Annotated in this window: 19 protein-coding genes and 1 tRNA gene; 11 read left to right on the top strand and 9 right to left on the bottom strand. The window is 68.6% G+C overall.

Annotated features, from left to right (window positions below):
- The first annotated feature begins 34 nt into the window (after window positions 1–34).
- The 4 genes from thrS (at window position 35) to NL114_RS04890 (ending at window position 7,299) form a co-directional block, all read left to right on the top strand.
- Entirely contained in the window at window positions 35–1,960 is a 1,926-nt protein-coding gene (gene thrS / locus NL114_RS04905) for a threonine--tRNA ligase (protein WP_254823681.1), read from the top strand.
- A gap of 562 nt (window positions 1,961–2,522) precedes the next feature.
- On the top strand, window positions 2,523–3,446 hold the full coding sequence (locus tag NL114_RS04900) for an MBL fold metallo-hydrolase (protein ID WP_254823680.1): 924 nt from the start codon (window positions 2,523–2,525) through the stop codon (window positions 3,444–3,446).
- 61 nt (window positions 3,447–3,507) lie between these two features.
- Entirely contained in the window at window positions 3,508–5,493 is a 1,986-nt protein-coding gene (locus tag NL114_RS04895) for an NAD-binding protein (protein ID WP_254823679.1), read from the top strand.
- 111 nt (window positions 5,494–5,604) lie between these two features.
- Window positions 5,605–7,299 (top strand): aldehyde ferredoxin oxidoreductase family protein, encoded by a 1,695-nt coding sequence (locus NL114_RS04890; RefSeq protein ID WP_254823678.1) that lies wholly within the window; start codon window positions 5,605–5,607, stop codon window positions 7,297–7,299.
- Between the two features lie 416 nt (window positions 7,300–7,715).
- Here the strand turns inward: NL114_RS04890 and proS are convergent, their stop codons facing one another.
- Window positions 7,716–9,182 (bottom strand): proline--tRNA ligase, encoded by a 1,467-nt coding sequence (gene proS, locus NL114_RS04885; protein WP_254823677.1) that lies wholly within the window; start codon window positions 9,180–9,182, stop codon window positions 7,716–7,718.
- Window positions 9,183–9,190: 8 nt separating this feature from the next.
- Here proS and NL114_RS04880 point away from each other — a divergent pair, with 8 nt between their 5' ends.
- Window positions 9,191–9,340, top strand: a complete 150-nt coding sequence (locus NL114_RS04880; protein WP_254823676.1) for a hypothetical protein — start codon at window positions 9,191–9,193, stop codon at window positions 9,338–9,340.
- Between the two features lies 1 nt (window position 9,341).
- Here the strand turns inward: NL114_RS04880 and NL114_RS04875 are convergent, their stop codons facing one another.
- The 4 genes from NL114_RS04875 to NL114_RS04860 all read right to left on the bottom strand — a co-directional run bounded on the left by NL114_RS04875 (window position 9,342) and on the right by NL114_RS04860 (window position 11,393).
- The gene (locus tag NL114_RS04875) at window positions 9,342–9,578 is read right to left on the bottom strand and encodes a DUF2061 domain-containing protein (RefSeq protein WP_254823675.1); all 237 of its coding nucleotides are present in this window, start codon (window positions 9,576–9,578) and stop codon (window positions 9,342–9,344) included.
- Window positions 9,579–9,679: 101 nt separating this feature from the next.
- Window positions 9,680–10,021, bottom strand: a complete 342-nt coding sequence (locus NL114_RS04870; protein WP_254823674.1) for an AzlD domain-containing protein — start codon at window positions 10,019–10,021, stop codon at window positions 9,680–9,682.
- A 28-nt stretch (window positions 10,022–10,049) separates the two neighbouring features.
- Window positions 10,050–10,856, bottom strand: a complete 807-nt coding sequence (locus NL114_RS04865) for an AzlC family ABC transporter permease (protein ID WP_254823673.1) — start codon at window positions 10,854–10,856, stop codon at window positions 10,050–10,052.
- A gap of 6 nt (window positions 10,857–10,862) precedes the next feature.
- Complete coding sequence (locus NL114_RS04860; RefSeq protein WP_254823672.1) at window positions 10,863–11,393, bottom strand: cupin domain-containing protein; 531 nt, start codon at window positions 11,391–11,393, stop codon at window positions 10,863–10,865.
- A 981-nt stretch (window positions 11,394–12,374) separates the two neighbouring features.
- Between NL114_RS04860 and NL114_RS04855 the strand changes: the two genes are divergently transcribed.
- From NL114_RS04855 to NL114_RS04830, 6 genes are all read left to right on the top strand, one after another.
- Window positions 12,375–13,496 carry a pyridoxal phosphate-dependent aminotransferase gene (locus tag NL114_RS04855; RefSeq protein WP_254823671.1) on the top strand — a complete coding sequence of 374 codons (1,122 nt, stop codon included), beginning with the start codon at window positions 12,375–12,377 and terminating at the stop codon, window positions 13,494–13,496.
- Between the two features lie 95 nt (window positions 13,497–13,591).
- The gene (locus NL114_RS04850; RefSeq protein WP_254823670.1) at window positions 13,592–13,837 is read left to right on the top strand and encodes an AbrB/MazE/SpoVT family DNA-binding domain-containing protein; all 246 of its coding nucleotides are present in this window, start codon (window positions 13,592–13,594) and stop codon (window positions 13,835–13,837) included.
- 81 nt (window positions 13,838–13,918) lie between these two features.
- Window positions 13,919–14,272: a PIN domain-containing protein gene (locus NL114_RS04845; protein ID WP_350355414.1), complete on the top strand. Its 354-nt coding sequence runs from the start codon at window positions 13,919–13,921 to the stop codon at window positions 14,270–14,272.
- 103 nt (window positions 14,273–14,375) lie between these two features.
- Window positions 14,376–15,869 (top strand): Asp-tRNA(Asn)/Glu-tRNA(Gln) amidotransferase subunit GatB, encoded by a 1,494-nt coding sequence (gene gatB / locus NL114_RS04840; RefSeq protein WP_254823669.1) that lies wholly within the window; start codon window positions 14,376–14,378, stop codon window positions 15,867–15,869.
- Between the two features lie 246 nt (window positions 15,870–16,115).
- Complete coding sequence (locus NL114_RS04835) at window positions 16,116–16,742, top strand: ArsR/SmtB family transcription factor (protein ID WP_254823668.1); 627 nt, start codon at window positions 16,116–16,118, stop codon at window positions 16,740–16,742.
- Between the two features lie 51 nt (window positions 16,743–16,793).
- The gene (locus NL114_RS04830; RefSeq protein WP_254823667.1) at window positions 16,794–18,485 is read left to right on the top strand and encodes a S8 family peptidase; all 1,692 of its coding nucleotides are present in this window, start codon (window positions 16,794–16,796) and stop codon (window positions 18,483–18,485) included.
- A 67-nt stretch (window positions 18,486–18,552) separates the two neighbouring features.
- Here NL114_RS04830 and NL114_RS04825 read toward each other — a convergent pair whose 3' ends face one another.
- From NL114_RS04825 to NL114_RS04810, 4 genes are all read right to left on the bottom strand, one after another.
- Window positions 18,553–19,200, bottom strand: coding sequence for a hypothetical protein (locus tag NL114_RS04825; protein ID WP_254823666.1), 648 nt, complete (start codon window positions 19,198–19,200; stop codon window positions 18,553–18,555).
- Window positions 19,201–19,282: 82 nt separating this feature from the next.
- Complete coding sequence (locus NL114_RS04820; RefSeq protein WP_254823665.1) at window positions 19,283–21,298, bottom strand: hybrid sensor histidine kinase/response regulator; 2,016 nt, start codon at window positions 21,296–21,298, stop codon at window positions 19,283–19,285.
- 366 nt (window positions 21,299–21,664) lie between these two features.
- Window positions 21,665–21,749, bottom strand: a tRNA-Leu gene (locus NL114_RS04815).
- A gap of 162 nt (window positions 21,750–21,911) precedes the next feature.
- Window positions 21,912–22,253: a ferredoxin gene (locus NL114_RS04810; RefSeq protein ID WP_254823664.1), complete on the bottom strand. Its 342-nt coding sequence runs from the start codon at window positions 22,251–22,253 to the stop codon at window positions 21,912–21,914.
- Between the last annotated feature and the right edge of the window lie 80 nt (window positions 22,254–22,333).

Genomic DNA, 22,333 nt, shown 5'->3' with positions numbered 1-22,333 from the left:
AAGCTTTATCCGGCGCTCCCGACTCCCTCGTGGTATGGTAGCCGTCACGCTCCCCGACGGGTCCGTCCTGGACCTGGACGACGGGGTCACGGTCGAGGAGGTCGCCTACGAGATCGGACCGGGACTCGGGGCGGCCACAGTCGCCGGCGTCGTCGACGGCGAGCTGGTCGACCGGCACACGCCGCTGCACGAGGACTGCAAGCTGGAGATCGTCACGGAGGACTCCGACGAGTACCTGCAGGTCCTCCGCCACTCCGCCGCCCACGTCTTCGCGCAGGCGCTCCAGCGCCTGCACCCCGAGGCCAAGCTCACCATCGGCCCGCCGACGGACCAGGGCTTCTACTACGACATCACGAACGTCGACCTCGACGAGGACGACCTCGCGGCCATCGAGGACGAGATGGCCGACATCGTCGAGGCCGACTACGCCATCGAGCGCGTCGAGCGCTCCCGCGAGGAGGCGTTCGAGGTCTACGAGGACAACGAGTACAAGCGCGAGATCCTGGAGACCGAAGCCGCCGACGCGGAGGAGGTCTCCTTCTACGTCCAGGACGACTGGCAGGACCTCTGTCAGGGCCCCCACGTCGACAGTACGGGCGAGGTCGGCGCGTTCGAGCTGCTCGACATCTCGGCGGCGTACTGGCGCGGCGACGAGGAGAACGACACGCTGACGCGGGTCCACGGGACGGCGTTCCCCTCCGAGAAGGACCTCGAGCAGTTCCTCGAACGGCGCGAGGAGGCGAAGAAGCGCGACCACCGCCGCCTCGGGAGCGAACTCGACCTGTTCTCCATTCCGGACACGACGGGGCCGGGCCTGCCGCTGTACCACCCCGCCGGGAAGACGGTACTCGACGAGCTGTCGGGCTACGTCCGCGACCTGAACGAGCGCTACGGCTACGAGTACGTCGAGACGCCCCACCTCTTCCGCACGGAGCTGTGGAAGAAATCGGGGCACTACGACAACTACCGGGACGACATGTTCCTCCTCGACGTGAACGACGAGGAGTACGGGCTGAAGCCGATGAACTGTCCCGGCCACGCCACCATCTTCGAGGAGGGCTCGTGGTCGTACCGGGACCTGCCCGTCCGCTACGCCGAGGACGGCAAGGTGTACCGGAAGGAGCAACGCGGTGAACTCTCCGGGCTCTCGCGCGTCTGGGCGTTCACCATCGACGACGGCCACCTGTTCTGCCGGCCGAACGACATCGAGCAGGAGGTCGACAACATCATGACCGCCATCAACGAGGTGCTGGAGACGTTCGACCTCGACTACACGGTGGCGCTGGCGACGCGGCCCGAGAAGTCGGTCGGGAGCGACGAGATCTGGGAGCGTGCCGAATCACAGCTCCGTGACGTGCTGGAGAACTCCAGCCTCGACTACCACGTCGAGCCCGGCGACGGGGCGTTCTACGGCCCGAAGATCGACTTCGGCTTCGAGGACGCGCTCGGGCGGGAGTGGGACGGCCCGACGGTCCAGCTCGACTTCAACATGCCCGAGCGGTTCGACCTGAGCTACATCGGCGAGGACAACGAGGAGCACCGCCCGGTGATGATCCACCGGGCGCTGTACGGCTCCTACGAGCGGTTCTTCATGGTGCTCATCGAGCACTTCGACGGGAAGTTCCCGCTCTGGCTCGCGCCCGAGCAGGTCCGCATCCTCCCCATCTCGGACGACAACCTCGGCTACGCCCACCGCGTCAAGAACGAACTGGACGACGCCGGTTTCCGGGTGGAGGTCGAGGACCGCGACCAGACCATCGGCCGGAAGATCCGCGGTTCCCACGAGGACCGGCTCCCGTACATGGTCATCGTCGGCGACAACGAGGAGGAAGCGGGGAACATCTCCGTCCGTGACCGCAAGGAGCGCGAGGAGCAGGACATCGAACTGGACGCGTTCCTGTCGCACCTGGAGGACGAGCGGGCGGAGAAGCGGACGGAGCCTGACTTCCTGGAAGAGTAAGACGTAGTGGATATAACAGCTTCATTCTGTTTTTATATTACCCATAATTGTGAAATTCGGCCTGTTAGTGATGGGGGCGCTGTCCCCGAAGCCCTCGCACTCTCTGACGACAACGGCGACCACGACAGTGGGGACACCTCCGAAGCCCTCGCGCTTCGATTCCGCCAGGGGGACGGTTACGGGTCGAGCGGCGCGCGGCGGTTCCAGCGGAGCGCGGGGTCCCCACACCTCCCCGCGCAATCGCCGTGAGTGTCTCACCCCCTCGGCCGAGGGCCTCGGGGTTCGACACGGGTGGCGATTGCGCGCTTCCTAGACTCGGAACCGGCCGGCCGACTAGCCGCTCGACTGGTGCGTGCGAGCTCGTCAGTCCAGCCGCCGCTACACGTGCGAGGGACGAGAAGCGCAACGAGCGCAGCGAGTGAGCATCGCAGGCGGTTGGGGAGGCGTGAGGCCCACACTCTCCGACTGACCAACAGCGGCCGAGGGCTTCGGGAGACGGTTCCACCATCGAGAACGAATCACACCCAACCGAACTAAGACGCTCGCACCCGCATCCGCGCCAATGACCATCGGCGACGTCGAACCCGTCGAGAACGTTCCCGACTGCTACTACGTCGACACCGGGATGTACGGCACCGAGAAGTACGGGGCCGTCTACATCTTCGACACCGAGCGCCCGACGATGCTGGACACGGGCATCGGCACGAACCACGACCTGCTGCTGGACGCCCTCGACGAACTGGACATCGACCGCGAGGCCCTCGAACTGCTCGTCCCGACCCACGTCCACCTCGACCACGCGGGCGGGGCGGGCTTCCTGGCGGAGGCCTGCCCGAACGCGGAGGTCCTGGTCCACGAGCAGGGCGCGCGCCACCTCATCGATCCCGAGCGGCTGTGGCAGGGGACGAAGGCGGCGGTCGGCGAGCAGATCGAGTTCTACACCGAACCCGAGCCCGTCCCGGACAGCCGCGTGGCGCCGCTCGTCGACGGTGACACCGTCGACCTCGGCGACCGGGAACTCGACGTGTACGAGGCGCCCGGCCACGCCCCGCACCAGCACGTCTTCCACGACGCCGAAGCTGACGCCGTGTTCGTCGCGGACGCCGCGGGAATCTACGTGCCACAGCTCGACGCCATCGAGCCGACCTCGCCGCCGGCGAACTTCGACTTCGAGCAGTGCATCGAGGACGTACGCCTCATCCAGCGACTCGACCCCGAGACGCTGTGTTACGCCCACTTCGGCCCCGCGCCCGCTGACGGCCTGCTCACGGAGTACGCCGACGTGCTGACCGACTGGGTCGAGGCCATCGCGGAGGCCCGCGTCGAACTCGCGGACGACGAGGCCGTCATCGAGCACTTCGTCGAGCGGACCGAGATGGACGAGGTGTGGAGCGAGCGGAAGGCGGCGGCCGAGACGGCGATGAACGTGCGGGGGGTGCTGGGGTATCTCGACCGGCGGACGGCAGCCGACGAGGCGGGTGAGTGAGGCCCTGATATCCAGGCCGAGACAGGAGACTTAAGCAACCGACGCGAGACGACCCGACCGTATGGCAGCCGGAGCGAGCACTGGGCTCTATCTCGTCGCGTCCATCATCGGCATCGGTGTGGTCGCACAGGTGCTGTCGGACCGCTTCGAGGTTCCCAGCATCATCTTCCTCATCGCCGCGGGCATCGCGCTCGGTCCGGAGGGACTGGGGCTGGTCACGCGGTCGACGTTCGCCGGGGCTCTGCCCTCCATCGTCGGCCTCTCCGTGGCCATCATCGTCTTCGAGGGAGCCTTCCATCTCCGGCTGGAGAAGTTCCGCGAGACCCCCGCCGCGACGACTCGACTGGTGACGGTAGGCGCGGCCATCGCGCTGTTCGGGACCGCCGGCGCGGTCAAATTCGCGTTCCCGCAGACCTCCTGGGAGTTCGCCTTCCTCATCGGTGCCCTCCTCGTCGCGACCGGGCCGACGGTCATCACGCCCATCATGGAGGTCGTCCCCGTGCGCGACCGCGTGGAGGCGGCCCTGGAGACGGAGGGCATCGTCAACGACGTGACCGCCGCCATCCTCGCTGTCGTCGTCTTCGAGGTCATCGTCACGGGCGGGTCGACGCCCGCGGAGTTCCTGCAGCTGTTCGTCGAGCGGCTGGGCACCGGCATGGTCATCGGGACCATCGTCGCCGGCGTGCTGTACTACGCGCTCCGGTACGTCGACCTGTCGCCGGGGAACGCCCCACAGAACGCCCGGCTGCTGGTGCTTGCGGGCGCGCTGATCGCGTTCGCGGCCGCCGACTTCGTCTTCGCCGAGGCCGGCGTCGCCGCGGTCGCCGTCGCCGGTATCGTCCTCGGGAACCTCGACATTCCCTACGAGGAGGACATCTCCGAGTTCAAGGGCGACATCACGCTGCTGGTGCTCTCGTTCGTGTTCATCGCCCTCGCGGCGCTGCTGCGGTTCGAGGACCTGCTCCGGCTGGGGCTGGGCGGCGTGTTCGTGGTCGTGGCGGTCGCTCTGGTCATCCGCCCGGCGCTCGTGTTCCTCACGACGGTGGGTGACCGCTTCACCTTCGAGGAGCGCGCCTTCATGTCGTTCGTCGGCCCGCGCGGCATCATCCCGGCCTCGGTCGCGACGCTGTTCGCGGTCGAGTTGCAGTCGGAGGCGGCGGCGCTGCGTGCGGAGGCGGCCGAACTCGCGGGCGGCGGCGCCGAGGCCGCAACGGTCTGTACGACGGGGGGCCTCGGGGCGGAGGCGGCGGCAGCCTGCGCGCGGGCGGCACAGCTGGATTCCGGTGCGACGCTCCTGGTCGGGACGGTGTTCCTGGTCATCCTGGCGACGGTCGTGTTCGAGGGCGGCCTCGCCCGGTACATCGCGGAGTTCCTCGATGTGATACCCATGCGTGTAATCGTAGTCGGCGGCGGCCAGGTGGGACGCACCCTGGCCGACCGCCTCGAAGACAGAGGGGAGAACGTCGTCATCGTGGAGGTCGACGAGGATGCGGTCGAGACGGCCCGCAATCAGGGTCACACGGTCCACATCGGCGACGGGACGGACACGGATGTTCTCCGGTCGGCCGGGGCGGACAACTGCCGTATCCTCGTCGCCGCCACCGGTGACGACGACGCCAACCTCCTCACGGCACAGCTCGCGAAAAGCAAGTTCGACATCGAGACGGTGATGGCCCGGGCCAACAACCCGAACAACGTCGAGGCGTTCGAGGACCTGGGCGTGCGGACCATCTCCTCGGCCGTCGCGACCGCCCAGGCCATGGACAACGCCATCGAGCGCCCGGCGCTCGCCAACTGGATGGGCGAGATCGGCCGCTCGGGCGACGTCCAGGAGATCGAGGTCACCTCCGGCGAGATGGTCGGGCGGCCCGTCCACGAGGTCGGCCCCGAGCTCCCGGGTGGCGTGCTCATCGCGCTGGTCGCCCGGAACGGCGAGACGCGGGTCCCCGATGCCGACTTCACGCTGGAGAAGGGCGACCGCATCACCCTCATCGGGAACCGCGACGATGTCCGTGAGGCGATGGAGTTCTGCCACCCCGGGGAGTGACCCGTCGGCGGCACGTCGTTCCGTTCCTGTGAACGGTTCGTGCCCGGCCTATCAATCGGCCCGGGCTCCGTGGCACACCGTTTATGCCGGTGGCACCGTTCCTGTGAGACGATGATTCACAACCGCGGCCCGCTCCTCAGCATCGACGTGGGGGAGCGGACGACGCAGGAGGAGGATATCAGCGAGGTGAACGAGCAGTTCATCGGCGGGCGCGGCGTGGGCACGCGGCTCGCGCACGAGCGTATCCCGTTCGACGCGGACCCGCTGGGGCCGGAGAACAGGCTCGTCTTCGCCACCGGCCCGCTCCAGACCGCGATGACCTCCTTTACGGGCCGGATGTCCTGCACGGGCCTCTCGCCGCTCACGGACGGCCTGCTCTCCTCGAACGCCGGCGGCTACATGTCGCGGCCGTTCGCCGCAGCCGGCAACGCCGCCGTCGAGATCAAAGGCGCCAGCGACGACCTCGTCGGCGTCCACGTCACGGACGAGAGCGTCGAGTTCGAGGACGCGAGCGACCTCGAGGGCGCCACGACGAGCGAGACCATCGAACATATCGAGGAGCACCGCGGGCTCGACGAGGGCCACACGGCCGTCGTCGGGCCGGCCGGCGAGAACGGCGTCCGGTTCGCCGGCATCATCACCAGCGAGTCGCGCGCGTTCGGTCGGGGCGGCCTCGGTGCCGTCCTCGGGAGCAAGAACGTGAAGTTCCTCACCTTCGACGGGGACTCCCCGCCCGAGATCGAGCTGGACGAGGAGCTCGGGATGGAGATCCACAAGGAGGCCTCCACCTCCGGCAGCCCGATGAAGGACGCCGGCACGGTGTCGGTCTCGGACTACGCGAACGCGGTGAACGCGCTCCCCACCCGCTACTTCGAGGACCAGTCGTTCGAGCACCTCGACCAGATCGGGTCGGGCGCCGTGATGGAGCACAAGTACAAGAAGGGCACCTGCTCGCAGTGCGCGTTCGCCTGCAAGCTCCCCACCAAGGACGAGGAGAGCGGCATCGTCACCGAGGGACCCGAATACGAGACGATGATGTCGTTCGGCTCGAACGCCGACAACGACGACTTCGTCGCCATCATGGAGGCCAACGAGCTGTGTGACGAGCTCGGGATGGACACCATCTCCTGTGGCGACGTGGTCTCGGCCTACCTGAAGAGCGAGGGCGAACTCGGCAACGAGGAGCTGATGGTCGAGACGGTCCGGAAGATCGCCCACCGCGAGGGCATCGGCGACACGCTCGCCGAGGGCATCGACCGCTGCCACGAGGAGCTCGGCGTCGAGAACTGGACGATGAAGGGGATGGAGTTCGCCGCCCACGACGGCCGCGCGCTGAACGGCCAGGGGCTCTCCTTCGCCACCGCGAACCGCGGCGCCGACCACATGTACGGGGAGATGTACCAGCTGGAGTACCCGCTGGTCGCGCCCAACGACGCGCTCGACAAGGAAGGCGTCGAGGGCAAGTCCGACCGCCTCATCGAACAGGAGAACAAGAACGCCGTCCACGACTCCGGCGTGCTCTGCAAGTTCTCGTCCTCCAGCTTCGACCACGAGCGCTACGAGCAGCTGTTCGACGCCTCCTGGGAGGAGCTGATGGATGTCGGAGGCCGCGTCGTCGAACTGGAACGGCACTTCAACTCGAAGCGCGGCTTCGACCGCGCCGACGACGACGACCTGCCCTACGAACTGGAGGGCCTCGACGAGGAACTCGACAACTACTACGACCTGCGCGGCTGGAACGAGGACGGCACCGTCCCGGACGCGAACGTCGGCGATAGCGGCGGCGCGGCGCCCGCCGACGACTAACACGCACCTTTTACTCGCCGGGTTCGCGGGCTTCGCCCGCGAACCGCTCCTCGCAAAAACTTGCGGAAAAACGCTGCCGGCCTTCGTTCGCTTCGCTCACTCCGGCCGGTGAACGGCGCTCGCTTCGCTCGCGCCGATGCAAACATATTCATATTTAAAATGCCCTATTTAATACTAATTGAAGAAATTATGAATTCATACTACATATAATATATTTGTATTGGGTAATAGAACAACTGTTGGGCGGGCGCTGTTGGACTGGAATATATCGCTGCATACGCGCGCCGCGCGCGCGTTTCACCGCTCCGAGCGGAGCGAGGAGCGGCTTTTTTGGTACAGATTTTTTCGGGGAGTGGTGCCCGCAGGCGGGCGGCCTCGCCGCCCGCCGAGGAGCACCCGAACCGAAAAAAGGTGCGTTAGTAGTTCTTCGCGAAGTACGCCGTCTCCTCGGCGTCCTCCCCGCAGACGCCACACGTCTCGTGAATCGGTTCCTCGTCGCGGTCGAGCGGCACCATCACGATCTCGGCGGCGATCTGGTCCTTGATCTCGGCCTCGCAGTCCTCGTCGCCACACCAGCCGGTCTTCACGTAGCCGCCGTGCTGGCCGAGCGTCCCGAGGATCTCGTTGCGCCCGTGGGCTTCGCGGATGTTCTCCTCCATGTTCTCCTCGGCGGCGGCGTACAGCTTCGCGTACACCGTGTCGAGCGCGTCGCCGACTGCCTCGGTCAGCCCGTCGCGGTCGGCGACCTCGTTCTCACCGTCGGGCCGGTGGACGAGCGTCGCCTCGCCGTCCTCGACCTCGTTGGGGCCGACCTCGATGCGGAGGGGGACCCCCTTCAGCTCCCACTCGTTGTACTTGAAGCCGGGGTTGCGCTCGTCGCGGTCGTCGAGGTGGACGCGGAACTCCTCGTCCAGTTCGGCGGCCAGTTCGGCGCTGTACTCCAGCACCTCGTCCTCGGTGTCCTCCTGCCAGATCGGGACGACGACGACCTGCTGAGGGGCGAGCGCGGGCGGCAGGACGAGCCCCTGGTCGTCGGAGTGGGTCATGATGAGCGCGCCCATCGCGCGCCACGAGAGGCCCCACGAGGTGGTGTGGGCGACCTGCTCGTTCTCGTCCTCGTCGGTGAACGTCACGTCGTACGCCTCGGCGAACGACTGCCCGAGGTAGTGGGAGGTGCCGGCCTGGACGCTCTTGCCGTCGGGCATCAGCGCCTCGATGGTCGTCGTCGTGTGCGCGCCGGGGAACTTGTCGTGGTCGGGCTTCCGTCCGGTGAGCCCGGGGATGGCCATGACCTCCTCGTAGAGGCGCTCGTACTGGCCCAGCCGGGTCATCGTCTCCTCCCAGGCGCCCTCCTCGTCGGCGTGGGCGGTGTGGCCCTCCTGCCAGAGGAACTCCTTGGTGCGGAAGAACGGCTTCGTGTCCGTGGCCTCCCAGCGGACGACCGAACACCACTGGTTGAGTCGCATCGGCAGGTCGCGGTGGCTCCGGACCCACTGGGCGATGAACGGCGTGATGATGGATTCGCTGGTCGGCCGGACGGCCAGGCGCTCCTCCAGTTCCTCGTGGCCGGCTTTCTCGACCCACGCCACCTCGGGGTCGAACCCCTCGACGATGTCCTTCTCGCGCTCCAGGTAGGACTCGGGGATGAACATCGGGAAGTAGGCGTTCTGGACACCGGTGTCCTTGAACCAGCCGTCGAGATGCTCCTGGATGCGCTCCCAGATGGCGTACCCCCGCGGTCGCGTGACGATGAACCCGCCCATCGGGGCGTAGTCCGCGAGTTCGGCCTTCTGGACGACCTCGGCGTACCACTCGCCAGGCTTGTGTGATTTGGACTCGGTGATGCCGAGCTCCTGTCCGTCGCCGTCGTCGGCGTCGCTCATACCCGTAGGTGTCGGAGGGGCGTCTTAAACACGGTGCGTTCCGGGTCGCGGGCGCGACGGGTCGGCCACGCCGTGCTACACCGACACGGCCCGACGGCGCCTCCGAGGAGATGCGACACCTCTACCGGCCGCGCGAGGACGAGTCGACGTTCGAGTGACTCAGACGCCCCAGGCGATTCGGTCCCAGAGCCGCTCGTAGCCGTAGTACGTCGCGGTCTTGACGACGTTCGTCACGAAGCCGATACTGAGCGCCGCGGAGGCGTCGCCCACCACGAGATAGGCGACGAGGACCGTGATACAGACCATCACCATACGGTAGAGCACCGTCTTCACGACCGCGCGGGAGAGGGCCTGGTGTGGCCGGTCGCTGACGAGGCCTCCGAGGGTCGACTCCATACCGGTCGTTCGGTGTCGGCCGGGAAGAAACCACTAGAAGGTACAGATATCGTCTGGGGTACCGAATCCGGTTACGTCGCGTGCAGGTTCCGCCCGCATCATCACACGAACGTCCCGGCCGCGCCGAGGGCCACCAGCGCGACCATCCCGACGACGATGGTCGCGAGGACGCTCTCGGTCCGCCAGGCCACCAGTGCCGCGAGCGCGCCCGCGAGGAGGCGGTCGTTGCCGAGGACCGTCGCGGTGCCGTCGGGCGCGACCAGTGCGGGGACGACGAGCGCCGCCAGCACCGCCGCCGGGACGTAGGCGAGTGCCCGCTCCAGTCGCGGCGGGACGCCGCCCATCCGCTCGAACAGGAACAGGAACGAGGCCCGGATGAGGAACGTACCCAGGCCGGCGGCGACGATGGCGAGCCATACCTGCGGGCCGGGCGGGGGACTCACGCGCTCTCACCTCCGGGGGGACGACCGCTCACGCGTGCCCACCTCCGGGGCCGTCCCCGTCCCTCCCCACCGCGTCGGGACCGACGACGCGCTCGGCGACGAGACCCGCCAGCACGCCCGCGAGTGCGCCGGCCATCAGCCCGGCCTCCAGCGGCAGGCCCGTCCCCACCGTGGCGAGTCCGCCGCCGACCAGGGCGGCGATGCCGGTCGCTCGCCCCTCGATGGCCGGAACGAGGAGCGCGAGGAACGTGAGAGGAACTGCGAAGTCCAGCGGGAGCCAGGGCGGGACCCGCGCGCCGACGACGGCCCCGACGACCGTGCAGACCTGCCAGACGACCCACAGCGGCGCCGCGACCCCGAGGTAGAACCAGCGCCGGCTCGTCCCCGGCGCGCGCTCGAAGCGGGTCACCGACAGCGCGTACGCCTGGTCGGTGAGCAGATACGCCTCCAGCGTCCGCCAGCGCCGCGGCTCGTCGAGCAGTTCGGGCGCGATGCTGGCGCTGTACATCACCATCCGGAGATTGATGACGAGGACCGTCACGACGACCAGAGCGAGCGGTGCGCCGTCGCCGAACAGGCCGATGGCCGCGAGCTGGGAGGCCCCGGCGAAGACGACGACTGACAGGCCGACGGCGTCCAGCAGTGTCAGCCCCGCGTTGACGGCCGCGGCGCCCGCAACCAGCCCGAACGGGACGATGCCGACGATGATGGGTGCGACGGCCCGGATCCCTGCGAGGAAGGCATCGCGTGGTGACTCGCTCACGTCGGCGGCTCCGGGGCCGGGCGCGACGTGTCTTGCGATTCGACGGTCGTGGCTGTCGGACCGCCCGGGCATGTGCCCTCAGGCGACCTGGAGTTCCGTGCCACAGACGTTGCAGTAGACGACCATCCCGTCCTCCGGCGCGCGGACGCCGTGGCTGGTGATGCCGTCGCAGTTGCCGGCACAGGGGGCGAACGACTCCAGCGCCTCCCACTCGTGGCGCGTGTCCGGGGCGGCGATGACGAGGCCGACCACCGTGTCGTCGGACTTGTTCCGGCCGCACTGGAACTGCCCCGGTGGGAAGCTGATGACCTCGCCAGCCGCCACCTCCACGGCCTCGGTGTCGGGGCGCTCCTCGGCGTGCCCCTCCGCGTGGTCGTCGTCGGGTTCCGGCCCCACGTCGAAGGTGGCGGTGCCCTCGAGGATGTAGAACAGCTCCTCCTGGTCGTGGTGGGTGTGGAGGCCACCGGAGAACTGCTCGCCCGGGTCGAGTTCGTACCGCACGACGGTCACGTCCTCGCCACCCAGCGCGCCCGTCACGTCGCGGCGGTCGCTGTTGACGCCCATCGGGTGGGGCCACTTCTCGATGTCGTCGATATCGACGTGGTTCATGTCGTGGTCTCCCGTGTGGGTGGTCGGCACGTAAGGCTGTTCGTGGGTGGTTGCCGGTGTGACCGACCGCTACGTTGTCGACGGGCCCGACGTTCTCGCGCTCTCGACCGTCCGGAAGTCGCTGTCTCCGAAAATCGGAGATTTTCGGGATGACGAGAGAGCTTCGCTCTCTCGAACCACGCTCCTCGCTCCACTCGCTTCGCTCGTTCCGTTGTGGTGCTTGCTTCCTCCGGGACGGGTCGAGAGCGCTCGCCTTCCGCTGGACTCGCTTCGCTCGCCCAGCGACGTTCGCCTCGCTGTGCTCGGCTCACCTTCGAGTCCGCCAGGACCGGGTATCGGTCAGTCGGGCCCGTGGGCCTCACACCTCCCCAGCCGCCTGTGGTGCTCGCTTCGCTGCGCTCCTCGCCCCTCGCGCGCTTAGAGGCTGGCGGCGCCCGCCGCTGGTGCTCGCGGCATGAAGCCGCTCGCGGAGGGCGGGCGCCGCCAGCCAGCGCACGCCGGTGTGACTGACAGGCGTGCGCGACCCGCCACAATCCACGGGCCGGGAGCGGGTGGTTCGCCCCTTGCGGGCGAACCCCCGCGACCTGGGGAAGGGCAGGGGCTCCGCTCCGTGACACAACCGAATCCTGGCGGACTCGAAGGTGAGCCGAGCGAAGCGAGGCGAACGTCGGCAGAGCGTGCTCTGCCGGAAGGCGAGCGGGCTCCGGGGCAGCTGACGACGCAAGCACCGCGAGCGAGTGAGGCGCGCAGCGAGTGAGGCGCGCAGCGAGTCAGGGACCCCGGAGCGTGCGAGGGCTTCGTAGGTGGTCTTCGAGGTTCGTTCGAATTAGCTGGCACTGCCGAATTCACTTTGAAATGCCGTTGTTAATCAGTATTGGCTAGTATAAGTATAGGATAGCAGGTATAATTGGTAAATGGCGCCGTTGACCACTATGTTCCGGACCACGAACAGTTACCACCCCGCCCCTCCACACGACTCCCATGACCGGGTTCTCATCGCGAGTCGAGCAGGTCTCCATCAGTGGCATCCGCGAGGTGTTCGAGGCGGCCGGCGAGGACGCCATCAACCTCGGACTCGGACAACCCGACTTCCCGACGCCCGAGAACGCCAAGCAGGCGGCCATCGAGGCCATCCAGGCGGGCGACAGCGACGGCTACACCTCCAACAAGGGCACCCTCGAACTGCGCGAGGCCATCGCCGGCAAGCACGCCCGGGACAACGACCTCGACGTGGACCCGGAGAACGTCATCGCCACCGCGGGCGGGAGCGAGGCGCTCCACATCGCCCTCGAAGCCCATGTCGACCAGGGGCAGGAGGTCGTCTTCCCGGACCCCGGGTTCGTCTCCTACGAGGCACTCACGCACCTCGCCGGCGGCGACCCCGTCCCCGTGGAACTCCGCGAGGACCTGACGATGGACCCCGCCGCCGTCGAGGACGCTATCACCGAGAACACGGCGGCGTTCGTCGTCAACTCGCCGGCCAATCCGACCGGCGCCGTGCAGTCGACCGAGGACATGCGCGAGTTCGCACGCATCGCCGACGAGCACGACGTGCTGTGTATCTCCGACGAGGTGTACGGTCGCATCGTCTTCGAGGGCGAGCACCGCTCACCCCTTGAGTTCGCCGAGTCGGACAACGTCGTCGTGGTCGACGCCTGCTCGAAGACCTACTCGATGACCGGCTGGCGGCTGGGCTGGGTCACGGGGAGTCACGAGCGCGTCGAGCGGATGCTCCGCGTCCACCAGTACTGCCAGGCGTGTGCATCGGCACCTGCCCAGTACGCCGCCGAGGCCGCCCTCTCGGGCCCGCAGGACCCCGTCGACGAGATGGTCGCCGCGTTCGAGGAGCGACGCGACGTGGTGCTCGACGGACTGGAGGACATGGGTCTGGACGTGCCCACCCCGCAGGGCGCGTTCTACGCGATGCCACGCGTGCCGGAGGGCTGGGTCGACGAGGTCATCGACCGCGGCGTCGTGGTCGTGCCGGGCGAGGCGTTCGGCGCGAACGGCGCCGGCCACGCGCGCATCTCCTACGCGACGGACATGGAGACGCTGAAGGAGGCGCTGGCGATCATGGACGAGGCGACCGAGGCGGTGCGGTAGGCACCGTCGCGTCGTCCGGGGGGCCGCTTCATCGACGCGACCCGGTAGTGTGGGCGCACACTGGTTTTATCAGCGAGACCGCACTCGTTCCGTGTATGAGCAGCGAGCGCGTCGACTCCGAGAGCACGGTGTCGGGGAACCAGGCGAACATCCCCGCCCGCATCCGTCGCGAACTCGATATCGACGACGGCGACACGCTCCGGTGGCAGATCGAGGACGACGGCACGCTCCGTGTCCACGTCGTCCAGCAGCGGAGCGGCACCTTCGGCGACTTCGACGGCTACGACGGGGAGGAGGGAACCGAGGTCACGACCGAGCACGACGCGTGGGGCGTCGACTAGATGCCCCGTGCGCTCGTCGACACGACGGTTCTCTTCGCTGCGGCGTACCGCCGGGACGGGGCGCACTAGGAGGCCCTTCCAATCCTCACGGGTATCGACTCGGCGGACCTTCCGGAGGCGGTGGTCCTCGATTACGTCCTCGGGGAGACGCTCAACGGGTTGACGACCCACGCCGGCCACGACGCCGCCGTCGACTTCCTCGACCGACTCGAGGAGAACGCGCGCTTCCATATCGACTCCCTGACCGCGGACACGTTCGCGACCGCGAAGGCGCTCTTCCGGCAGTACGAACGGTTCTCCTTCGTCGACGCGGCCATCGTCGCCTACATGCAGACCGAGGGACTGGGCTACCTCTACGCGTTCGATGATGACTTCGACGCTGCCTCGGATGTCTACCGGCTGGATACGGCGACGAACCCGTACCAGCCGGAGTGACGAGCCTCGCGTCACCGTTCTGTGCCCTCGGGAGCGAGGGCGCCGATGAGTGAAACGCTCGTGTCCGTCAGGCTAAAGCACCAGCCCTCCCGAAAGTGGTCCAATGACCGCACAGACCGCGCAATCGCGCGACCTCGCGACCGTCATCGGGCTGGAGGTCCACGTCCAGCTGGAGACGGACACGAAGATCTTCTGCGGGTGTTCGACCGACGCCGCGGACGACGAGGAGCCCAACACCCGGACGTGTCCGGTCTGTCTGGGGCTGCCCGGCGCCCTGCCCGTCCTGAACGAGGGTGCCGTCGAGGCGGCCGTCAAGATCGGGAAGGCCATCGATGCCTCGATTCCGGAGGAGACCCAGTTCCACCGGAAGAACTACTACTACCCCGACCTGCCGAAGAACTTCCAGATAACGCAGTACGACGCGCCCGTCTGCCAGGACGGGACCCTGGAGTTCTCCGTCGAGGGCGAGGACCGCTCGGTGAACATCCGCCGGGCCCATCTGGAGGAGGACCCCGGGAGCCTGCAGCACGTCGGCGGCGGCATCGACACCGCCGACTACACGCTGGTCGACTACAACCGCGCGGGCACGCCGCTGATGGAGATCGTCACGGAACCCGATTTCCGTTCGCCGGGCGAGGTCCGGGCGTTCCTGGCGAAACTGGAGGAGGTCCTCGAATATCTGGGCGTCTTCGATGCGACCCGGGACGGCTCCCTGCGCGTCGACGCCAACCTCTCGATGGTCGACGCCGACGAGGTCGCCGACGACGGCGCCATCGACGAGGCCACGCTGGAGAACGCCAACCGGACGGAGGTCAAGAACATCTCCAGCCACAAGGGCGCGGAGAAGGCGCTGGCCTACGAGCAGTCCCGGCAGAAGAACGCCATCCAGCGCGGTGCCGATGTCGAGCAGGAGACCCGCCACTGGGACGAATCGAAGGGCGTCACGCTCTCGATGCGGACGAAGGAGGAGGAGAAGGACTACCGCTACTTCCGGGAGGCGGACCTGCCGCCGCTGCGCGTCTCGGACTGGAAGGAGCGCATCGCCATCCCCGAACTCCCGGCGGCGCGGCGCGAGCGGTTCCGCGAGGAGTACGGGCTCTCACGGGAGGCCGCCGACAAGCTGACCAGCACGAAGCAGGTGGCGGACTTCTTCGAGGAGGTCGCCGAGGCGTTCGACCCGGACCTCGCGGCGACGTGGGTCGCCGACGAGCTGCTGGGCGAGCTGAACTACCGCGATATGCACGTCACGGACATCGAGGGCCGGCTGGACGAGGTCAAGCGCCTCGTCGAACTCGTCGCGGCCGACGAGATAACCGCGAAGAACGCCCGCGAGACCGTGCTCCGCGGGATGCTCGACGACGGGGACGCCCCCGACGACATCGTCGAGCGCGAGGGGCTGGGCAAGACCGGCGACGATGAGGTGGCGGCGGCGGTCCGCGAGGCCATCGACGAGAACCCGGACGCGGTCGAGGACTTCCATGCCGGCGAGGACGGCGCGCTCAACTTCCTCGTCGGGCAGGTGATGCAGTCGACGGGCGGGAGCGCGGACCCCGGGACGGTCAACGAGCTGCTGCGCGAGCAACTCGCCGAGGACTGACCGGCCCGCCACGCGCCGGGAGCGGGGGTGCCGCACTGGGGATGGAAGCACTCGCACCGGGGGCAGAGATTGCGGCTTCCGATAGCCGTCTTCGGTGGGGAAGTTGCAATCCAACAACCGAATCCGTTCTTCGATGCTCATCTGGGTACATCGAACCGGGGAGAACGGACGTTCAGGGTATCACCGGGTCGTTTCCCGGCAGGGGTATCCTCAAAGCTTAAACGCGCGGGGCGGCAACCACCGACAATGTCCGAACTGCTGTCCTCCGACTCGGACGCTGCGTCGGGGGATATCGCGAGCGAGTCCGCAGCGCGCGAGGGCGAGGGGGACCTCCAGACGCTCTGGCTCGACTCCGAGGAGGCTGGGGACCTGCTCTCGTCGCTGGCGTCCGACACCGCCCGGTCGGTGCTCACGGCGCTCCACGACGAGCCCGCGACCGCCTCCGAGGTCGCCGACCGGGTGGACACGTCGCTCCAGAACGCCCGGCACCACCTGAACAGCCTCCAGGACGCAGACCTCGTCGAAGTGGCGGAGACACGCTACTCCTCGAAGGGACGCGAGATGAACGTCTACGCGCCCGCCCGTGACCCGACGGTGGTCTTCGTCGGCTCGCGCGAGCACGACGGTGGCCTGCTCGAGTCGCTTCGCAGTCTCCTCCCGGCGGTGGCCGTGCTGGCGGTCGCGAGCCTGCTGGTCCAGTGGCTGGTCGTCCCCAGCATCGGCACGGCCGCGAGCGGTGACCTCCCGCGCATCGGCGAGAGCCTCGGTGGCGGCGGCCCGCTCGCTCTCCCGGTCGGCCTCGTCTTCCTGGCTGGCGGCCTCCTCGCGCTGGGACTGGCCCTCGCGGTGTCCCGGTGGCAGGCCACCACATAGGCGGGCGAACGTTCTTCACCCGTCCTCCGGAATCCCGCACGACCGCACACAATGAACCGAGAGACCGGCCTCAGGCTGCTGCTCGCCGTGGTGTTACTGGCGACGCCGCTCCTGCCGGTCTTCACCGTCGACCTCGGCCCCTCCGAACGGACGACGTTCGGTGACAGCAACAGGGCCGTCGAGGAGCTGGAGCAGCTGTTCCGCGGCGGGGCGTCCGAGCCCGAACCCGTGGACCGGGAGGTGCTGGTGACGGTGAAACTCCGCGAGGCGGGGGCGCTATCCGATGCCGGGCTCGACGTGCGGCGCCGGTTCGTCAGACAGGGGGCCCACCACGTCGAGGGATACGTCCCGCTGTCGGCGGTCCGGGACCTCTCGTCGGACCCGGCGGTCCAGGCTGTCCGGCTGCGTGCCAGCCGTGACCTCGGGGGGCGCGTCGCGGCCGGCGTCGACCGCATCGGTGCGACCGACCTCCACGAACGGGGTCTGACGGGCGAGAACGTGACCGTCGGCATCATCGACGGCGGGTTCCGCGTCTCCGACCCCGAACTCGCGGGGCACGTCGGGGCCTACCGCTCGTTCGGCCCGCCCGGTGACGCCGACCACGGAACGGCCGTCGCCAGTGTCGTCGCAGATACGGCTCCGGACGCGGACCTCCACGTCGCAGCCGTCGGGGACGCGACCTCCGCGGCGGAGTACCGCGAGGCGGTGGCGTGGCTCCGCGATTCGGGCGCCGATGTCATCGTGGACTCGGGGAGCTACTTCGGGAACGCCGGGGCCGACACGGATGCGCTGTCTGCGGTCGCCCGCAACGCCTCCGAGGATGCCGTCTTCGTCACCTCGGCGGGCAACTACGCCCGGCGCCACTGGGCGGGCACCCACGAGCCGGACGACCGCCGCTGGGTCACGTTCAGGCCGGGTGCCGAGGGGAACGCGCTGGCCGACGGCGAGGTGTTCGCCGGCCGGGTCCGGGCCAGCCTGGAGTGGTCGCCGACCGGTGCGAACGCGACTGCCGATGCGTACGAACTCTACCTGTTCCGGCGGGGCGTGGGCGGACAGCGCCTCGTCGCCTCGTCGGGGGGCGGTGGGAACGGTACGGCCTACCTCGACGCCACGGTCCCTCGCGGGCACTACTACCTCGCCATCGAGGCCGAGAACGTCTCCCGGGCGCACGAACTGGAGCTGTTCGCCACCCGTGACCTGACCTACCGGACGGCTGCTGGGAGCCTCGCCACCCCCGCGACCGCGCCCGGTGTCCTCGGCGTCGGGGCGTACGATTACGAGGCCGAACAGGTGGCCGACTTCAGCTCCCGCGGCCCGGTCGGGAACCGGACCGGTGTGGGGCTGGTCGCGCCGGATACGGTTGCTGCCCCTGGAACCGACGCGTCGGCCGGTACGTCCTTCGCGGCCCCGTACGTCGCGGGGACCGCCGCGCTCATCGCCCAGGCCAACCCGAACGCCACGGCGGCCGACATCCGGGCGGCGCTCACCGACAGCGCCCGTGACGTCGCGGCTCCCGGGCCGGACGCCGCCGCCGGTGCCGGCCTGCTCGATGCACGGGCCGCCGCGACACTGGCGTCGGCACGGCTCGGAACGGCCAGCCCGAACGCGGTCACCGCCGAGGACGTGACCGTCGCTGACGGGTCCGCGGAGACGCCAGCCTCACACGAGACGCCTTCGTCTGACGAGGGTGGCCTCGGGGACCCGTCGGTGATCGAGACCCCTGCCCCCGTGGCCCGGTCGTAGTCCTGGCTCGTGGCCGATGCTGCCGGATGTCGCGAATCGGTGCTGCTGGCGTCGGCTCCGGGCGGTCTCAGTTCGACTCCCGGGGATCCTCGTCCGTGTCCGGCCGCTCGAGCGTCAGGCTACCGAACGTGTCGTCCGGCCGCTCGATATCGGGGTCGCCCCGGAGCAACAGCCCGATGACGACGAGCCCGGCCGCCTCGAGCGTGACCGAGACGATGCCGAGCAGCGTCCGGCCGGAGCCGGGGGTTCCGGAGCCGGCGGCCCCGAGCGTCGCCAGCAGCGGCTCGACGTAGTGCGAGAAGAGCGTGGCCAGCACGCCGCCGTGGGTGTGGGTCGTCTCGGTCGGGCCGCCACCGGTCAGCGCGAACCCGTGGTCGAGGACGGTGTGCCAGGCGAGCCAGCCGACGAGGTACGCCGCGAGCATCGCCGCCCCGAGGAGGTACGCCCGTCGGAGGTCGAGCCGGCCGCGTGCGGTCGCGAACAGCCCGACGAGGATGGCGCTCCCCGAGAGCGTGAACAGGAGGGTTCGTGGACGCTCGAAGACGAACTCCGTGAGGTAGGTCACGAGCAGGCCGTTGACGAGGATCTCGATGAACCCCGTCAGCCCGACCACGAGGTGGACGACCGCGACCGCGCCGACGAGTTGGACCGCCAGGAAGCGGAGCTTCCGGGCCTCCGACGGCGACAGGTCCCGCCCCAGCGAGGCCAGTTCCATGCCCGTGCTCGGGGATGCGCGCACAAGAGCGGCGCGGTCGGCGCGCGGTCGAGCGCACACCGGGTCGCCCGTGGCCCACGGCTCAGGCGTCGATGTGGATGTCGAACCGGGCGCCGCCGGCTGCACTCTCGCCGACGGTGACCTCCCAGCCGTGCGCCTCCGCGACCGTCCGGACGATGGCCAGCCCGAAGCCGGTCCCCGTCTCGGTGGAGTAGCCCCGCTCGAACACGTCATCGCGCTCGGATTCGGGGATCCCGGGGCCGTCGTCCAGCACCGCGAAGCCCGTCTCGGTCCCCCGGACCACGACCTCAAGCTGGTCGTCTCCCCCGTCCGTCGTCGCGTTCCCATCCGTGGCGGACGCCGCCGTCTCCGTGTCGTGCTCCACGGTGTCCTCGGGAGCGTCAGCGACCGAGGGCTCGGAAGCTCCGCTTCCGGCGTCGCCGGACTCCGTCCGGCTGCTTGTGGAACCGTGTTCCACACTGTCCTGCCGAGTCTGCGAGGCAGGGCTCGTGGAGCCGTGCTCCACGGCGTTCTCCAGCAGGTTCGCGACGAGCTGTTCCAGCCGTGTCGGGTCGGCCTCGACGGTCCCGGGGTCCTCGACCGCCAGCGTCGCGCCCGTCGTGTCGAGGGTCTCCCAGACATCCCGGACGACGGCCGACAGCACCACCGGCTCGCGGTCCCCGACCGTATCACCCTGCTTGGCCAGCGTGAGCAGGTCCTCGGTCATCGTCGTCATCCGGTCCGTGGCCTCGGAGATGGCCTCGAGCTGTGGCAGCAGGTCCTCGCCGCTCGCCCCCTCGTCGGCCAGCTCGCGGGACAGCGCGACGTGGCCGCTCACGACGCTGAGTGGGTTCTGGAGGTCGTGGCTGACGATCTCGGCGAACGCCTCCAGCTGCTCGTTCTTCTGCTCCAGCTCCCGCTCGCGGGCCCGGCGCTCCGAGATGTCGTGGACGACGCCGACGGTGCCCGCGAACGACTCGTCCGGGCCGGTCGGCTGGAGCGTGAGCGTCAGCTCCCGCGGGACCACCGCCCCGCTCGCGCGCTTTGCCTGCACCTCGATGGTGACCGAATCCGCCTCGCCGTCGAGCAGCGAGCGGATGGCCGTCTCCGTCCGGTCCAGCCCCGACTCGGTCATCACCTCGCTCGCGTCCATCCCCTGCAGTTCCTCGCGGCTGTACCCGCTCAGCTCCACCATCCGCTCGTTGAACATCTCGAAGCGCCCCTCGGCGTCGAGCGCGTAGACGCCGTCGCCCATCGCCTCGACCAGCTGCCGGTAGCGCTCCAGCTCCTGCTGGCGCTCCCGGTGTTCGGTCACGTCCTGGACGACGACCTGCACCGCCCGCTTCCCGCCGTGCTCGATGGCGCTTCCGGCCACGAGCGCCTGCTTCACCTCCCCGTTGGCGTCGACGTACTGCTCCTCGATGGACTCGGTCGTGGTCTCGTCGTCGAGGAGCCGCCCGATCCGCTCGCGGGCGACCGCGCGGTCGTCGGTCTCCAGGTACTGAATCGGGTCGTCCCCGACCAGCTCCTCGGGGTCGTCGACGGCGAGGAACTCGGCGGCGGCCCGGTTGGCGAAGACGATCTCGTCGCCGTGGTGGACGGCGATGGGGACCGGCGCGGTCTCGACGAGCCGCCGGTAGCGCTCCTCGCTCCGCTCCAGGCGCTGCTCCGTGCGGTACTTGTCGACGACCGTCGCGATCCGCTCGGCCAGCACCTCGTACTCGCTGGTATCGGTCGGTTTCCGGAAGTAGTCGGTCGCCCCCGCGGAGAACGCGTCGCTGGCGATCTCCTCGCTCCCCTTGCCCGTGAACAGGATGAACGGCAGTTCGGGGGCGAACTCCCGGAGCTCCGTCAGCAGCTCGAGCCCGGTCTGCCCGGGCATATCGTAGTCACAGAGCACGCAGTCGAAGGGCTCCTCGGCCAGCCGCTCGAGCCCCTGCTCGGGGTCGGTCTCCGTCGTCACGTCGATGGAGGGGTTACACCGCTCGATGTGGGGCTTCGCGATGTCCGCGAAGGCCGCGTCGTCGTCGATGTGAAGCAACCGTATCTCGCTCGTCTTCCCATCGGTCGCCAGCGGCCCACCCCCGTGCTCTGCCATTGTCGCCTCTCCTGAACTGTGGTTGCGTTGGTAATGAATGTTGGCTCGGATTCGGACCACGGCGACGGGCCCGACGGCGCCGCCGGTCCCGATTGGTGGTGGTAGACGACTCGCACTCACTGTGCGTTCGAGCCCGCGAGTGCGGGGGGAAGGGATTCGAACCGGAGGAAGACGTGCTCGCTCACTTCGTTCGCTGCGCGCGACTTCCCGGGTTCGAATCATACGTCCGCATTCACGGCTCACTAGCGATGCGGGGGAAGGGATTCGAACCGAAGGAAGACGTGCTCGCTCACTTCGTTCGCTGCGCGCGACTTCCCGGGTTCGAATCATACGTCCGCACTCACGGCTCACTGGCGTTCGCCGGAGTGCGGGGGAAGGGATTCGAACCCTCGAACCACTACTGGAGCGGATCTTAAGTCCGCCGCCTTTGTCCGGACTCGGCCACCCCCGCGCGTCCCTCAGTCGGCGGGGGCGCCGTTTGTCGGTTTCGGTCGCTGCGGTGCGTATGCTACCCGGAGCAGCGCTCGATTTCTACCGAAGACCCGGTATAAATCCGATACCATCTCGAACATCTGCGTGACAATTCGAGAAATTACAAAATTTGAGAGAAAAACTACCAGTCGACCGAGAGCGTGCCGTCCCCGTGCGGGTCGGGGGCGATCTCCTCGTTGGTCCGGCGGTCGACGACGTGGATGACGCCGCGGTCCTTCTTCGCGGGGCAGACCTCGGCCGCCCGGACGTTGTGGTCGAGCTCCGACTCGTCGAAGAAGTACGTCTCGGGTTTTCCCAGCCCGGATTGCAGGTCCATCTCCCAGTTCGCGGAGACCTCGGCGCATTTGCCGGCCGCGATGCACTTGTTCGCCTCGAAGATTATCTTGTACGGCTTCTCCTCGACTGCCGGGGCATCGGTCTCCCCGATCTCGGCCGGGTCGACCGGCTCGTCCGCGTCGCTCATACACCGGGGTTCGTCGCGCACCGGTTAAGCGGTGTCGGTGGCCCGCCAGCCGAGCCGAGGGCTACGCAGGCCACGAGCGG

This window comes from Haloglomus halophilum (assembly GCF_024298885.1).
In the GTDB taxonomy this organism is placed as follows: Archaea; Halobacteriota; Halobacteria; order Halobacteriales; family Haloarculaceae; genus Haloglomus; species Haloglomus halophilum.
This window is presented reverse-complemented; position numbering and strand designations above follow the sequence as displayed.

Coding starts and splice junctions, on each gene's coding strand:
- thrS (WP_254823681.1), top strand. CDS start 35: ATGGTAGCCGTCACGCTCCCCGACGGGTCCGTCCTGGACCTGGACGAC.
- NL114_RS04900 (WP_254823680.1), top strand. CDS start 2,523: ATGACCATCGGCGACGTCGAACCCGTCGAGAACGTTCCCGACTGCTAC.
- NL114_RS04895 (WP_254823679.1), top strand. CDS start 3,508: ATGGCAGCCGGAGCGAGCACTGGGCTCTATCTCGTCGCGTCCATCATC.
- NL114_RS04890 (WP_254823678.1), top strand. CDS start 5,605: ATGATTCACAACCGCGGCCCGCTCCTCAGCATCGACGTGGGGGAGCGG.
- proS (WP_254823677.1), bottom strand. CDS start 9,182: ATGAGCGACGCCGACGACGGCGACGGACAGGAGCTCGGCATCACCGAG.
- NL114_RS04875 (WP_254823675.1), bottom strand. CDS start 9,578: ATGGAGTCGACCCTCGGAGGCCTCGTCAGCGACCGGCCACACCAGGCC.
- NL114_RS04865 (WP_254823673.1), bottom strand. CDS start 10,856: ATGCCCGGGCGGTCCGACAGCCACGACCGTCGAATCGCAAGACACGTC.
- NL114_RS04860 (WP_254823672.1), bottom strand. CDS start 11,393: ATGAACCACGTCGATATCGACGACATCGAGAAGTGGCCCCACCCGATG.
- NL114_RS04855 (WP_254823671.1), top strand. CDS start 12,375: ATGACCGGGTTCTCATCGCGAGTCGAGCAGGTCTCCATCAGTGGCATC.
- NL114_RS04850 (WP_254823670.1), top strand. CDS start 13,592: ATGAGCAGCGAGCGCGTCGACTCCGAGAGCACGGTGTCGGGGAACCAG.
- gatB (WP_254823669.1), top strand. CDS start 14,376: ATGACCGCACAGACCGCGCAATCGCGCGACCTCGCGACCGTCATCGGG.
- NL114_RS04835 (WP_254823668.1), top strand. CDS start 16,116: ATGTCCGAACTGCTGTCCTCCGACTCGGACGCTGCGTCGGGGGATATC.
- NL114_RS04830 (WP_254823667.1), top strand. CDS start 16,794: ATGAACCGAGAGACCGGCCTCAGGCTGCTGCTCGCCGTGGTGTTACTG.
- NL114_RS04825 (WP_254823666.1), bottom strand. CDS start 19,200: ATGGAACTGGCCTCGCTGGGGCGGGACCTGTCGCCGTCGGAGGCCCGG.
- NL114_RS04820 (WP_254823665.1), bottom strand. CDS start 21,298: ATGGCAGAGCACGGGGGTGGGCCGCTGGCGACCGATGGGAAGACGAGC.
- NL114_RS04810 (WP_254823664.1), bottom strand. CDS start 22,253: ATGAGCGACGCGGACGAGCCGGTCGACCCGGCCGAGATCGGGGAGACC.